Annotated in this window: 15 protein-coding genes; 3 read left to right on the top strand and 12 right to left on the bottom strand. The window is 39.2% G+C overall.

All coding sequences use genetic code 11. The features are described from left to right. Positions 1-40: 40 nt before the first annotated feature. A complete protein-coding gene (gene prpB / locus K5Q58_RS15735; RefSeq protein ID WP_220754858.1) occupies positions 41-919 on the bottom strand; it encodes a methylisocitrate lyase in 879 nt (292 codons plus the stop codon). Positions 920-1,009: 90 nt separating this feature from the next. Beyond that, positions 1,010-1,669: a GntR family transcriptional regulator gene (locus tag K5Q58_RS15730; RefSeq protein ID WP_220754857.1), complete on the bottom strand. Its 660-nt coding sequence runs from the start codon at positions 1,667-1,669 to the stop codon at positions 1,010-1,012. A gap of 246 nt (positions 1,670-1,915) precedes the next feature. Between K5Q58_RS15730 and K5Q58_RS15725 the strand changes: the two genes are divergently transcribed. Together K5Q58_RS15725 and K5Q58_RS15720 are read left to right on the top strand one after the other, a co-directional pair. Further along, positions 1,916-3,001 (top strand): acyltransferase, encoded by a 1,086-nt coding sequence (locus tag K5Q58_RS15725; RefSeq protein WP_220754856.1) that lies wholly within the window; start codon positions 1,916-1,918, stop codon positions 2,999-3,001. 241 nt (positions 3,002-3,242) lie between these two features. Continuing rightward, positions 3,243-4,244, top strand: a complete 1,002-nt coding sequence (locus tag K5Q58_RS15720) for a D-alanine--D-alanine ligase (protein ID WP_220754855.1) — start codon at positions 3,243-3,245, stop codon at positions 4,242-4,244. Here K5Q58_RS15720 and K5Q58_RS15715 read toward each other — a convergent pair. Then, a complete protein-coding gene (locus tag K5Q58_RS15715) occupies positions 4,241-4,546 on the bottom strand; it encodes a hypothetical protein (RefSeq protein WP_220754854.1) in 306 nt (101 codons plus the stop codon). The genes K5Q58_RS15720 and K5Q58_RS15715 overlap by 4 nt on opposite strands. A 406-nt stretch (positions 4,547-4,952) precedes the next feature. Between K5Q58_RS15715 and K5Q58_RS15710 the strand changes: the two genes are divergently transcribed. Continuing rightward, positions 4,953-5,372: a hypothetical protein gene (locus K5Q58_RS15710; protein ID WP_220754853.1), complete on the top strand. Its 420-nt coding sequence runs from the start codon at positions 4,953-4,955 to the stop codon at positions 5,370-5,372. Positions 5,373-5,395: 23 nt separating this feature from the next. On the opposite strand, the gene K5Q58_RS15705 is transcribed toward K5Q58_RS15710, so the two are convergent. The 9 genes from K5Q58_RS15705 to K5Q58_RS15665 form a co-directional block, all read right to left on the bottom strand. Further along, positions 5,396-6,088, bottom strand: coding sequence for an ABC transporter substrate-binding protein (locus K5Q58_RS15705; RefSeq protein WP_259651367.1), 693 nt, complete (start codon positions 6,086-6,088; stop codon positions 5,396-5,398). Positions 6,089-6,128: 40 nt separating this feature from the next. Continuing rightward, on the bottom strand, positions 6,129-7,931 hold the full coding sequence (locus tag K5Q58_RS15700) for an ABC transporter substrate-binding protein (RefSeq protein ID WP_259651366.1): 1,803 nt from the start codon (positions 7,929-7,931) through the stop codon (positions 6,129-6,131). Positions 7,932-8,103: 172 nt separating this feature from the next. After that, positions 8,104-8,703, bottom strand: a complete 600-nt coding sequence (locus K5Q58_RS15695) for a cytochrome c3 family protein (RefSeq protein ID WP_220754851.1) — start codon at positions 8,701-8,703, stop codon at positions 8,104-8,106. A gap of 8 nt (positions 8,704-8,711) precedes the next feature. Continuing rightward, entirely contained in the window at positions 8,712-9,182 is a 471-nt protein-coding gene (locus K5Q58_RS15690; protein WP_220754850.1) for a nitrate reductase cytochrome c-type subunit, read from the bottom strand. An 11-nt stretch (positions 9,183-9,193) separates the two neighbouring features. Then, positions 9,194-11,683: a nitrate reductase catalytic subunit NapA gene (gene napA, locus K5Q58_RS15685; RefSeq protein ID WP_220754880.1), complete on the bottom strand. Its 2,490-nt coding sequence runs from the start codon at positions 11,681-11,683 to the stop codon at positions 9,194-9,196. Positions 11,684-11,685: 2 nt separating this feature from the next. Further along, positions 11,686-11,946 (bottom strand): chaperone NapD, encoded by a 261-nt coding sequence (locus K5Q58_RS15680; protein WP_220754849.1) that lies wholly within the window; start codon positions 11,944-11,946, stop codon positions 11,686-11,688. A gap of 40 nt (positions 11,947-11,986) precedes the next feature. Continuing rightward, a complete protein-coding gene (locus K5Q58_RS15675; protein WP_220754848.1) occupies positions 11,987-12,145 on the bottom strand; it encodes a periplasmic nitrate reductase, NapE protein in 159 nt (52 codons plus the stop codon). 465 nt (positions 12,146-12,610) lie between these two features. Beyond that, the gene (locus K5Q58_RS15670) at positions 12,611-13,540 is read right to left on the bottom strand and encodes a class I SAM-dependent methyltransferase (RefSeq protein WP_220754847.1); all 930 of its coding nucleotides are present in this window, start codon (positions 13,538-13,540) and stop codon (positions 12,611-12,613) included. A 43-nt stretch (positions 13,541-13,583) separates the two neighbouring features. After that, a partial coding sequence (locus K5Q58_RS15665) for an AI-2E family transporter (protein ID WP_220754846.1) occupies positions 13,584-14,262 on the bottom strand: 679 nt, incomplete at its 5' end.

Raw genomic sequence — 14,262 nt, 5'->3', positions numbered from 1 at the left:
AACTTCTAGCAGACAGCTTTTACATTAATATTTATGTTGTTTACTTGTTCTTACCTTCAGCAAATAAGCTATCTAGTTTTTGCTCGTAATCGTGATAACCCAGGTAATCATACAAATCCATACGAGTTTGCATGGTATCGACAACCGCTTTTTGGTCACCATCATTTAAAATTGCTGAATAGACATTCTCAGCAGCTTTATTCATTGCACGGAAGGCACTTAATGGATAAAGCACCATGTCTGCACCCCACTCACCTAGCTGCTCTTTATTCCACAACTCTGTTTGGCCAAACTCTGTAATGTTCGCCAGAATAGGCACGTCTAACGCCTCAGAAAATGCACGATAGTGTTCTTCTGTTTTAACGGCTTCTGCAAAAATACCATCTGCACCTGCTGCCACATAAGCTTTAGCGCGAGCGATTGCCGCCTCTAAACCTTCTTGAGCAAATGAATCAGTGCGAGCCATGATGAAAAAGTCAGGATCAATACGCGCATCAACCGCAGCTTTAATGCGATCAACCATTTCTTCTGTTGAAACTATTTCTTTATTTGGACGATGACCGCAACGCTTTTGCGCTACTTGGTCTTCCATGTGCACCGCTGCTGCGCCTGCTTTTTCCATATCACGAACAGTTTTAGCAATGTTAAATGCGCCGCCCCACCCCGTATCAATGTCCACTAATAACGGTAAATCACAGGCTGAAGTAATGCGCTGCACATCAACGATTACATCGTTCAATGACGTCATACCCAAATCAGGCAAACCGTATGATGCATTTGCAACACCGCCGCCTGATAAATATATCGCTTGATGACCTATTTGTTTTGCCATCATTGCAGCATAAGCATTGATAGTACCGACGATTTGTAGTGGTTTGTTGTCAGCTAGTGCTTGACGGAATTTTTTGCCTGCGCTCATGACTTCCCTCTCTTTATTGTGCAATTGTGTTCAATGGCTTGCCGTGTTTTGCTGTTAATACACGTGCGATTGAATGGATTTGTTGGTTTATTAGTTTTCTAGCTTCGATTCGATATTGGCTTTTGAGTACATGATATGACGGCGCATGAGCATTTCTGCCAGCTCTTCATCACGGTTCGAAATCGCTTTGACTATGTGTTTATGTTCATCAAATGCAGTAGTGACACGTGGACCTGCCATACCAAGTTGTACGCGATACATACGTATAAGGTGATACATGCCCTCAATAAGCACGGTAATAAGATGTTTATTCTTACTGCCTAATATGATGCGGTAATGAAAGTCGACATCGCCGGCTTCTTGGTAATAGGATTCGCCTGATTGAACTTCGTCAAAATGACGATTCAGCAGGGAATTTAAATCAGCAATTTCAGTATGTGACATATTTTTAGCAGCAAGTCTTGCAGCCATGCCTTCCAACGACTCACGAACTTGATATAGCTCAATCAAGCCTTCGGGCGTTAACGCCACAACTCTTGCGCCAACATTTGCTTTGCGCTCAACCAAATGGCATGACTCTAACCGATTAATCGCTTCACGAATAACGGCACGGCTTACTTGATACTTTGTCGACAGTTCAGTTTCACTCAATTTTGAGCCAGCTTGAATATCGCCCTCGACAATATCTTTGCGCAATTCAAAGAAAGTCTTATCAGCTACGGTTACTGGCTGTTCGTTAAAGAATGTCATTAGAATAAAGTTAAGCTATATTTCGAATAATTGTCGACAATATATGCTCATTTATTGGCATGGTCAATATAAAACCAGCTCATTGTCGACAAAGGTCTAACGTGGACGTCAACATTTCAGTACGTTTTTAATTGCAATAAGAAGATTCAAACAAAGTGGCTCTAGTATTGTTATTTCTTAACAATAAAAGCACAATGGAGTAACACTGATATTTCTTATTAAAGAATAATAGAATCAAGGCTTAATATGTCAGAGAGTGCAAAAACAGTTAACGTAAAACCTGCTGAGAAAAAAGGCTTTTTAAACAGCATTAATCACTTTCGTGGAATAGCGATTATTTTTATCGTTATGGCTCACTGTTATCGCCCTGCCGGTTGGGAGGTCGAAACATTAGCCGATAAAGCTTGGTTTAATTTAATGATGAATGGCACGGTATTTTTTGTGTTTATTTCAGGTTTTTTATTCCACCACGTGTTTTATCATCGCTGGGATTATAAGAAATACATGAAAAGCAAAACCAAGTTTGTATTCTTGCCTTATATATTGCTATCACTACCTTGGATATTTTGGCACTTATCAATCGGTACAGATCCAGCGATGCATGTAATGTATGCCGATATTGAGAAGCCCGTTGTTGCAGCAAGCTGGTATGTCATCACTGGCAGAACATTAACCGCGTATTGGTATATTCCAATGGGAATGATGTTGTTTGCTCTATCTCCTTGGGTAATGCATTTAATCAAGCGTCAACACCTCCTTTTCGTAGCAGTACCATTATTTATAATTGCCATGCTAATCCATAGACCAGAGTCAAACCTTAACGCGATTCAGTCTTTGTTTTATTTTTTACCTGTCTATTTATTTGGAGTGTGGGGCTCGGCGCACAGAGACAAACTATTTCCATTCATCGATAAATACTGGATTTTGATGTTACTACTCGCCATCGTATTAGCAGTTGCTCAAGCTCATTGGTTTGGTGCGGGTACTTTAAATAAAGCAGCACTTGAACTGACTGTGCCTGATTTGATGTTGCCACAAAAGATATTACTGACTTTTGTCATATTGGCGATTTTAAATAAATTTGAACACATCAGTATTAAGCCACTGCAAAAGCTCGCCGAAGTCAGTTTTGCAATTTACTTTATTCATCCTTGGATAACGACTCCTTGGTGGATGATCTATAACAGTCCAGATATTTTCGGCTTAGCGGGTAGCGGGAATATTCTCACCACATTAATTGTCACTATGCTAGTCATCGTCATTTCTTACTTCATTGCCGTTGCGATCAAGAAATTATTCGATAAAAAGAGCCGTTATCTCATTGGCTGGTAAAATAGGCGAATCAACGTCAATAACTAAGGCCTTGTTGATTAACAGCAAGGCCTTTTGATTGGCTGACAAACTGGTTTATTTTGTATAGATGAAGGCGAATAATTAAACTTTAGTAATTAATAACCCATATTGATGATTAGATAAGCAGTTACCGAAAACCTTGCTTGCACTAAACCTTACCAGTTCATTATCATGAACCAACGATAAACCTATTTTCACCGTCAACTTCTCACGGGGCTATATGACAACTATCAATGTACTGCTAATTTGTGGCGGAGGCAGCGCTGAACACGATGTTTCAGTATTGTCAGCTAACTATTTTGAATCATCTTTAGCAAAGTCAGATAAAGTAAATCTGCTTAGACTAGAGCTTGATGCTAATGGCCACTATTTCGATACAGAAGGTAATCGATGTGAGTTAACTAACCGCCGTGAAGTTCGTTTTGATAATGAAAGTAAACCCGCATGGCCTGTAGATTATGCCATTCCTTGTATTCACGGCTTTCCCGGAGAGACAGGTGATATTCAATCATATTTTAACCTGATCCAACTGCCTTATTTTGGTTGTGAATCTGAGGCATCAAGTAACTGCTTTAATAAAATTACAGCTAAAATGTGGTTTACTGCATTAGGTATTCCTAACACACCTTATATTTTCTTAAATGATTTAACTCAAGAGGCTGTTTCACAAACGAAAATTGCACTTAAACAGTGGGGATCTGTATTTGTAAAAGCAGCGTCTCAAGGGTCATCTGTTGGTTGTTATAAAGTTGATGATGCATCACAAGTCGAACAAGTCCTAAATGATGCTTTTGGTTTTGCACCGTCTGTGGTGGTTGAGAAAACCATCGTTGCACGAGAACTTGAAGTGGCAGTTTATGAATATCAAGGTGAAGTGATTGCCACATTACCCGGGGAAATTATTTGTGCAAGTAATACCTTTTACACTTTTGAAGAAAAATATAATGCTAGCAGCAAAGCCAGAACGGACATTGTCGCGCAAAACTTATCCGCAGAAGTAACACAACAAATCAGAGAGTATGCCATAAAGGCATTTAAAGGAATGAAGCTCAGACATTTATCAAGAATTGATTTCTTTTTAACAGATGAGAATGAAATATTATTAAATGAAATTAATACCTTCCCTGGTTCTACACCCATTTCGATGTTTCCAAAAATGCTTCAAAATAACGGTGAAGACTTTACCGCTTACCTTGTAAACAACATCGAAAATCAGCTTTAACGCGACATATTAATTGAAATAATATTGGAGAATGTTTGCTGATGGCCAGCATTTTCCAATTCATCCCGCCACGGCTTATCTTGCACCTTTACCATATAAAAGTCTTGCCTGTATGTGTCAGTAACAAATGCAATACCATGTTGCATCAACTCGTAATGAATGTCGTTAATGAACACCAACGAGAAACCTTGCCGCCCGGTTAATTGATTAATATCTTCCCTAGTTAAACTGACCCCAGACTCTAATTGATCAAACTGTAACTTAAGCCAGTTAGCAAAATCTTTAGAACTCACCATAGACATAATACCCCTCCAAACAAAGCTCGTGTTGTTATCAGCGGATATCTCATCCGTTGAGAGCTAGCTGAATAGTAGTAAGTATAGTTTGTTAACTTAATTATTTTGCAAACAATACTTTTTATAGACCAAACAAGCTTCCATGTAGCACTTTAGTTGTAACAAAAATGCAGAGCTCAATTGTTAAAAAATGTATCCTAAGTCGCTCAAATAAAAAGGAGAGCTTGATAACATACTGAGCAAATAAAGCGTCAATCAGGTGTCAAACGTCAAATAAGTGACTTCAATCACTTGCATTCATTAAACGAACATACCATCACCCCATTAACAAAATAAACTTTAGCACTACATTTTTAACATTACACTTACGCTTTGTAAGACTTGTAATAACTTGAATACAAGGGAGACTCAAATGTTCTACAAGGTGCTGATTAACTCTATGATCATCCTTACAACTGGTTGTGCTGCTAATACATCAACCAATAATCCCATAAAATTAAGCCAAAACGTTATAGGGACATACTTAAATGATGATGGTTTTGGTAACAACACTAATTTAGTGCTAAATGATGACGGAAGCTATCAGTCATCACTTGAAGGAAAAATTGGAATTTATGGTTTTTCATCAGGTATTTGGTCTGAGAATGAAAGTGTTATTTCGTTTTTACCGAGTGATGAGTCTGGTGTTTTAAAAAGCTCTTTGAAGCCAATGGTTATAATAAATAAAAAAGATGGCTTTTCTCTAGTACCAACTCAAAAAATTAAATTACACAACCAGTTAATGGCAGATTTTGGAAAATCGACATACTCTTTTACTCTCAACAAAATTTAATAAAAAAGCTTTCCTCTGCCTACCTACAAGGAAGCACCGTAGGCTAAATTTACTTTTTCCATAAACCCATCTTGATACATGCTGTTTAACGCATCCACTAACGCCTCATGCTGGGTCCTATCCAAGGTTTTATTGCACGCCATCGCCCGTAAAGAGGTATGAAAAATGAGTTCTGGCTCCCCCAATTGAATTTTAGATTGTCTCATTAAGGCTTGGGCACTAATCAACTCAGCAGCCCAAAGGTCGATGCGATTCCTTTCAAGCTTTTTGATATTTAATGCATCATCATTGGTAACCTGAACTTGATACCGAAATGATGTCAGATATTCACTGATCCCACTGCCTAAATAAGTACCAATAGATAATGGCTTAGCATCTTGAAGCGTCACTAAAGGGATTGCTTGACTCTTTGAACTGAATAAACCGTAGCGCGAGATCAAAACAGGCCCAACCCAGCGATAATCACTTTCTTTTTGTTGGGTGCGCACAATAGGTAACACACACACATTATGGCTTCTTTTTGTCATCGTCAATCCACGTTTTAATGGATTAAAAACCACCTTATATTCGATTTCAGCTCGCGAAAACATCTCGTCGATAATATCAATTATCAATCCTTGATGTGTAGTGTCCGTTTGTTCTGCAAACGGAACGTGCTGATAGGTGTAAACAGTAATTTCGGAAGCAAAAACCATTTGAGATAAAAAAACATTCATAATTATAAAGCAACCGCAAAACCAAGAATAAACCTGTTTATTACCAAGCATTGATTGCCTCCTCAAAAGGTAACGTTTTGCCTTTAACTTCATTTGGCATCATCGCTTTTGGGGCACCAGGTTTATTCAACCAAACCGAGGGGTTAACCTTTTTATTCACTTTTGGCCCACAAGTTAAATTTTGCTCCTGTAATTCAAGTAAATGATTATCAATCTGCTCTGCTAGCGTATTCAATCCTTCCGGTACAGATAGTTTCCCTTCAATAATGAGGCTTATAGCTTGCCACCAATAACCCGCCATCCCTTGATAATCAGGCACATTGGTTCCAGTAGGCGTCCAAATATTTCTCGCATGACTTCGATAAAACTCAACTAGACCACCTAAATAAGGTGCTCTTTCTGTCATGTAATCAGAATCTATATCCGATTGACGAATAGGCGTTGAACCAACGAGTGTTTTCTTTAATGAGACCGTCTTTGAAACAACAAATTGAGCGTACAACCAAGCAGCAATTTGATGGCTTTCTGGCGTGTGACTCAAGAAAGTCCAAGCACCTGTATCTTGGTATCCTGACTTCATGCCTTTTTGCCAATATTTGCCGATAGGAGATGGAGCGACTCGCCATTTCGGCGTACCATCTTGATTCATCACAGCTAAGCCTTGTTTTGTAAAGTCAGGCACAAATGCGGTATACCAAAATATTTGTTGGGCGATATTGCCTTTGGCTGCCCAATCTCCAGATTCTGAGAAGGTTAACTGCTGCGCTTCTGGTGGCGCATATTTAACTAGCCACTCTTTATACTTTTCTATGGCGTATATCGCAGCAGGACTATTTAACGCCCCCCCTCGCTCAACACTTGCCCCCACAGGATGACAGTCCTCAACACGAATACCCCATTCATCAACTGGCAAGCCATTAGGCAGCCCTTTATCACCAACACCAGCCATTGATAACCACGCATCAGAGATTCGCCAACCTAGTGAAGGGTCTGATTTGGCGTAATCCATATGCCCATATATTTTAATACCATCTATCTCGTTAATATCAGCAGTAAAAAACTCCGCAATATCTTCATAGGCTTGCCAATTCTGCGGAACTCCTAATGGATATCCATACTTGGCTTCGAACAACTTTTGATACTCCGGTTTGGCAAACCAATCACTCCGATACCAGTACAAATTAGCGAATTGTTGATCGGGTAATTGATATATTTTTCCATCTGGGCCGGTAGTAAAAGCAAGGCCAACGAAATCATTTAAATCGAGTGATGGAAGCGTATAGGCTTTTGCTTGATTATTTATCAGATCAGTTATCGAAATCACATGCTGTTGTCTAAAATGGCTACCAATAAGATCGCTATCACTAATATAGGCATCATAAAGACGTTGGCCTGTCATAATTTGAGCGGAAAACTTTTTAATCACATCGTCTTCGTTAGTTAACTCATGAATGACATGAATTCCGGTTATTTCGTAAAAAGCTTTAGCTAAAATATTGGCTTCATATTGGTGGGTATTTATTCGCTCAGAAACAACTCTAATGGTCATGCCTTTAAAAGGTTGTGATTTATTCTGAAACCAACTTAGCTCTTCTAATTGCTGGGAAATTGATAACGTTGAAGGTTGAAACTCAGAGTCTAACCATTTTATTAATAGCTCATTGGAATCTTTAGATTCGACAGTAGATGGTTGTTTATCTTGGTGAGTGATTAACGAAATCTCGCTCGAAGCAACGTCAATAGGCAACGCAAAGCTAAAAGACATCATAGCCAAGAACTGCAAAGCTAGTCTGGGCTTGAGTAATGTTTTAACGTCATTATATATTGAATTGAATTTCTGCATGCATCCTGCTTCAGTGTTCGTTTAAAACATATTAGCCAAATTAAGTCTCTATAACTGCTGTAAAATTCGTCTATTTTAATATAGCCTCATTAGTGACAAAAAGGCCAGCTTACGCTGACCTTTTATGATACATACTGACTAAAATCTTTGCGACTTTATCACAGTGGGAGTATTAGAAACCTTCCACTCCAGCCATATCAGGTAATTCATGTGCAATACCTTTATGACAATCAATACAGGTTTTTTCACCACTTGCTAAAGATGTTGAATGCATTTGTGATGCACGCTTAGACTGGCGAGTGAAATCCATATAATCGAAGTTATGACAGTTACGGCACTCTAACGAGTCATTTGCTTTAAGCCTATTCCATTCATTTTCAGCTAAGTGACGACGCTTAGCTTCAAATTTTTCACGAGTGTTAATCGTACCAAATACTTTGCCCCATACTTCTTTCGAAGCCTGCATTTTACGGGCAATCTTATCAGTCCAATTATGCGGGACGTGACAATCAGGACACGTTGCTCGAACACCACTGCGGTTAGTAAAATGAATCGTTGTTTTCAACTCTTCATAAACATTGTTTTCCATCTCGTGGCAACCAATACAAAACTGTTCTTGGTTCGTCACTTCTAGGGCAGTGTTAAAGCCACCCCAGAAAATCACACCAGCAACAAAGCCACCTAGAGTAAGAAAACCAAGACTGTAGTGGATACTTGGACGGTTTAGTACTTTCCAAATTAGCTTCAGATTTTCTATTAATTTTCCAATCATACCCGCTCCTAGTGCTCAGCTTTAGAAGATTCTTTCATGAGTTCTTTAACATCCACAAAATCATTTTCAACGAGTAACTTAGCATCCAACTGAGCTACATGGCATTGAGTACAGTAATAACGACGTGGTGATAATGAAGCCAAGAAGTTATTATCTCTATCCATGTAATGTGTCACACTCACCATAGGTGCTTGTGAATGTCCTGTACTGTTACGAGCATGACATTGCATACATTTATTCACTTTCAAATCAACTTGATATCCGTCAATTTTGTGCGGAATAATCGGCGGTTGCATTGGGTAGTTACGCACTTGTTTTACATCAGAGTTAATTACCTTCTGCATTACTGGTGGCGTTGGTTCGACTTCAATAGGGGCTAAACGTAATGTCGCCACTTTGTCTTCAGGTACAGTTGCAGCCATCAAACTAAAAGAGAAGCCCAATAACGCAATCATTGATAAAATTTTACGTGCTTTCATGGTCGTTCTCCTTAGGCTTTGACAATCTTAACCGCACACTTTTTAAAGTCAGTTTGTTTTGACAAAGGATCTGTCGCATCAAGTGTGACCTTATTAATCAGCTGGCTAGCATCAAACCATGGTACGAAAACCAATCCAATTGGTGGCTTATTACGCCCTCTTGTTTCAACGCGGGTTTTAATTTCACCACGACGAGAAATAACTTTCACTTCATCACCACGGCGTAGTCCACGCTTTTTAGCGTCATCAGGATGCATGAAACACACTGCATCTGGGAAGGCTTTGTAAAGCTCTGGTACACGTTGCGTCATCGAACCAGAATGCCAATGCTCTAAAACACGGCCTGTTGATAGCCAAATATCAAACTCTTCATCTGGCACCTCAGGTGCTGGCTCATATGGCAAGGCGAAAATAATCGCTTTACCGTCTGGTTTACCGTAAAACTCAAAGCCTTTACCCGCTTTCACATAAGGATCTGATCCTTCACGGTAACGCCATTTAGTCTCTTTACCGTCAACCACAGGCCAACGCAAACCATGCTCAGTATGGTACACATCAAAATCAGCTAAATCATGACCATGACCACGGCCAAATTGAGCGTACTCTTCAAATAAACCTTTTTGAACATAGAAACCAAAATGCTTCGCTTCATTATTCATAAACTTAGGGTCGGCATCACTTAATGGGAACTTCTCAACGTTACCGTTTTGGTAAAGCACTTCAAATAATGTTTTACCTTTGAATTGCGGATTAGCATCAAGGACGTCTTTTGACCAAACTTCGTCAGTAGTAAAGCGTTTTGAGAATTCCATCAACTGCCATAAGTCTGACATTGACTCTCCAGGTGCTTGTACCATTTGATGCCAAAACTGAGTACGACGCTCTGCATTACCATATGCGCCTTCTTTTTCTACCCACATTGCTGAAGGTAAAATCAAATCACCTGCTTGAGTAGTAACTGTTGGATAGGCATCAGAAACAACGATGAAATTGTCAGGATTACGGTAGCCCGGTAAACCTTCTTCGTTCATGTTAGCCGCAGCTTGCATGTTGTTGTTAACTTGAACCCAATAACAATTCAAATCACCGTCTTTAAGGCGACGGTTTTGCTCAACAGCATGGTAGCCAGGTTTAGGCGGAATAATACCACTTGGAATATTCCAAATATCTTCGGCAAGTTTACGATGCTTAGGGTTGGTGACCACCATATCTGCAGGTAGACGATGCGAGAAAGTCCCCACTTCACGAGCGGTACCACACGCAGACGGTTGACCCGTTAACGAGAATGGACTGTTACCCGGAGTCGAAATCTTACCCACTAGTAAATGAATGTTATAAATTAGGTTGTTACACCATACACCGCGAGTATGTTGATTGAAGCCCATAGTCCAGAAAGAAGTAACTTTCTTTTTAGGGTCAGCATATAACTCAGCCAGTTCTATTAATTTATGTTCAGGAACACCTGACAGCTTGCTAACGCTTTCAACATCATAATCAGCAACAAACTTTTTGAACTCTTCAAAATCAATTGGGGTTGAATCACCAGCAGTACCGACATTTTTTGCTTTTTTCTGCAATGGATGTGATGCGCGTAAACCATAACCAATGTCAGTTTCACCTTTACGGAAATTAACATGTTTACTGATAAAGTCTTTATCGACTTTGTCATTTTGAATTATGTAGTTAGCAATAAAATTCAACATTGCTAAATCTGTTTGTGGCGTAAATACAATCGGCAAATCGGCTAAATCAAATGAGCGATGTTGGAACGTCGACAATACCGCCACTTTTACATGAGGAGCACTTAAGCGTCGGTCAGTCACACGAGTCCAAAGAATAGGATGCATTTCTGCCATATTTGAGCCCCACAATACAAAAGCATCAGCCGCTTCCATATCATCGTAACAGCCCATTGGTTCATCTATACCAAAGGTACGCATGAAGCCACCTACTGCCGAAGCCATGCAATGACGAGCGTTAGGGTCAATATTGTTTGAACCAAAACCCGCTTTCATCAGTTTAACTGCAGCGTAACCTTCCCAAACTGTCCACTGACCTGAGCCAAACATACCAACAGCCGTTGGACCTTTAGCTTTGATGGTTTTCTTCCATTTTTCAGCCATGGTATCAAATGCCATATCCCAGCTAACAGGAGTGAATTCACCATTCTTGTCGTATTTACCATCGGTCATTCTTAACATTGGAGTTTGAAGACGATCGCGTCCATACATGATTTTTGATAAGAAATAGCCTTTAACACAGTTTAAACCACGGTTAACTTCACTTTTAGCATCACCGTGAGTAGCAACCACTTTACCGTCTCTCGTAGCGACGATGACTGAACAGCCAGTACCGCAAAAACGACATGGTGCTTTATTCCACTCTAATTTTGTTTGCTCCGAGCTAGTGATCAGGTTACTCGCTGATGCGGGTAAAGCCATACCAGCAACACCAGCTGCTGCCATAGCAGCATTGGCTTTCATAAATTCACGTCTGTTCATACTCATTCTTCACCCTCTTCTAGCTCTTCGCTTTGGTGATAAACCATAGTGGCAGTTAACACACCTGGGATTGCATTAATGGTAGAGATGTCATCCATTAAAGAGCGCTGTGTTGGCCCTTCAATCACCACTACAATTTTCATTTCATTATTCACTGATAATTCAGCATTTTTCATCGCCATAATCTTCTGACGAACTTCAGCCATTTGTTCTGGTTGAACTTGAACAATTAGGCTAGTTACATGGATTTCTTTTTTGCTCATCGACACTTACTTCTCTATTATTTATTTTTGTTAGATTAAACTAACCCGCACCGGGTGGGCCTGAAAGGATTTGACTGAACCAAATGGTAAAACCAAGTGCACTGACTAACAGTGCTGATAAGATTGGTGCTAAAAAAACCGTTAAGAATATAAAAATTTTAAATTCTAGGCTTTTTTCACGTTGCAGATCTGTACTCATGGAGCCTCCTGCAGAGGGTTATAAAGAAAGTAATGTAACTTAGTTGTTACCTACTAAGAATTGCGAGAATTTTATCTTTAATCAAAGACTAAACTATATACTCACAAATTGGTAAAGCGAATATTTGTTGATCTAGATCATAAAAACAAACTAAACAATTGCTCTGTATGGATTTATATTTGACTTAACTAATCCAACTCTATAGTGACAAGAAAATGACTTACAAAATGAATACAATTGAAAATCGTTTCTAATACCTAAGTATATATAGCCGCTTAGTCAAAAGTTATCAACTTGTTAATCATTCATTTGCGATTATTAAATAGGCAAAACACGAAAACTTTTAAAGTCTCTCCACACGAAACTGAATACAATTTTGATTATTTCCATAAACAAACAAAAAAGCACAATTGAATTGATATTCAATTGTGCTAAATAAATGATATTGACTGGAAGAGGTTCAGTTTAGCGTCTTACTCTATATCGCAATACTTTTAATGACTTTTGCTCGTCGACATCTGCAAATACAGGCGGGTTTTCAATACGTTCAACAAACTCAATATTTGGCGCAGTTTCAGTGACCTGTTCCATTAAAAAATCACATCCTAACTCTGGCGCATTCAAACACAGCAACACTTCTCCTTGCTCAGCTAACAGTTCTGGTAGTCTACGTAAAAGTCTTACGTAGTCTTTAGTTGCCACAAAACTGCCTTTTTGATTACTTGGTGGATCGGCAACAATTAAATCATAAGGGCCTAATTTTGTAAGCTTACCCCACGACCTGAATATGTCATGACCAAGAAAACGTGCTCCTGATTCAAACCCATTCAAAAGGTGATTTTGTTTACCAATACTCAGCGCGCCTTTACTCATATCCATATTAACGACTTCAGTCGCACCGCCTTGCAAACCGACAACTGAAAAAGCACAAGTATATGCAAAAAGATTGAGTACTTTTTTATCCTTTGCATGGTCTTTAACCCATCGACGACCGTTTGCCATGTCCAAAAAAATACCATGATTTTGACCACGTAAAAGGTGTACTAAAAAATCGGCACCATTTTCTGTGATGATATGTTTTTCAGGCACTGCACCGGACACTATTTCAGTGACTGTTTTACCAGCATTTCGATATTGAAATACAAGATTAAAACTCAATTCGCTGTGGCTTTGTTGCCATACTTCGGCTATTGCGTCAGTCAAAGTAAAACGCTCAGCTTCTGATAGCTCTTTAAAACTGGTTAATAGCAACACAGGCTTAAACCAATCTAAACAAAGGTGTTCAAAACCTTCAAATCGACCACCTCTGCCGTGAAATACACGGCAAAGTTCATCAGTTAATTGAACTTGAGCAAGAGCTTGCCCAAGTGGAAAATCTTCACACACTAAATTCATGTTTTTACATTCACAATTTTATAAATAAGCTATTAAAGAAAATTTATGCTTTATCAACGTTAGTTGTTTCTTCGGCATCTGGCTGTTGAGATTTGTCCGGCTCAACAGGGATTTCGTCTGATAATAAAATGGCAAACCATTTTCCGCCCTCGCTAGACTCAAGTGCAATTTTAACAATCATGGTTAATGGAACAGATAACAGCATACCGACCGAACCCAATAACCAGCCCCAAAAGATTAATGACAAAAACACTACTAGAGTTGATAACCCCAAACCTCGGCCCATAAACCGTGGTTCCACGGCATTGCCCATTACTGTATTCGTACCAAGATATAAAAGTGCAGTAAAACCAGCAGCCCCTGGCCCCATCTGAATAAACGCTAATAAGACTGCCGGGATAGCCGCAATGATAGAACCAATATTTGGAATATAGTTAAACAAAAAAGCAATAACAGCCCAAAGCAAAGCGTAATCAACTCCAATAATCGATAAACCAACACCAATGATAATGGCCGTTCCGATACTGACCAATGTTTTAATCACCATATACTGGTTTACTGAGTGCAAAAATTTATCAATTTGCTTTAAACGCATGTCTGGATCATCAAGCGCTAAATGAAACTTTTTAGGTAAAGATTGCGCTTCAAATAACATAAAAATAATGGTCAAAATGATTAAAAACAAATTGGCCATCACATTACCTAAGCCTGACAACATATTT

The sequence above is a fragment of the Shewanella sp. KT0246 genome, assembly GCF_019654955.1.
GTDB classification, from domain to species: Bacteria; Pseudomonadota; Gammaproteobacteria; order Enterobacterales; family Shewanellaceae; genus Shewanella; species Shewanella goraebulensis.
This window is presented reverse-complemented; position numbering and strand designations above follow the sequence as displayed.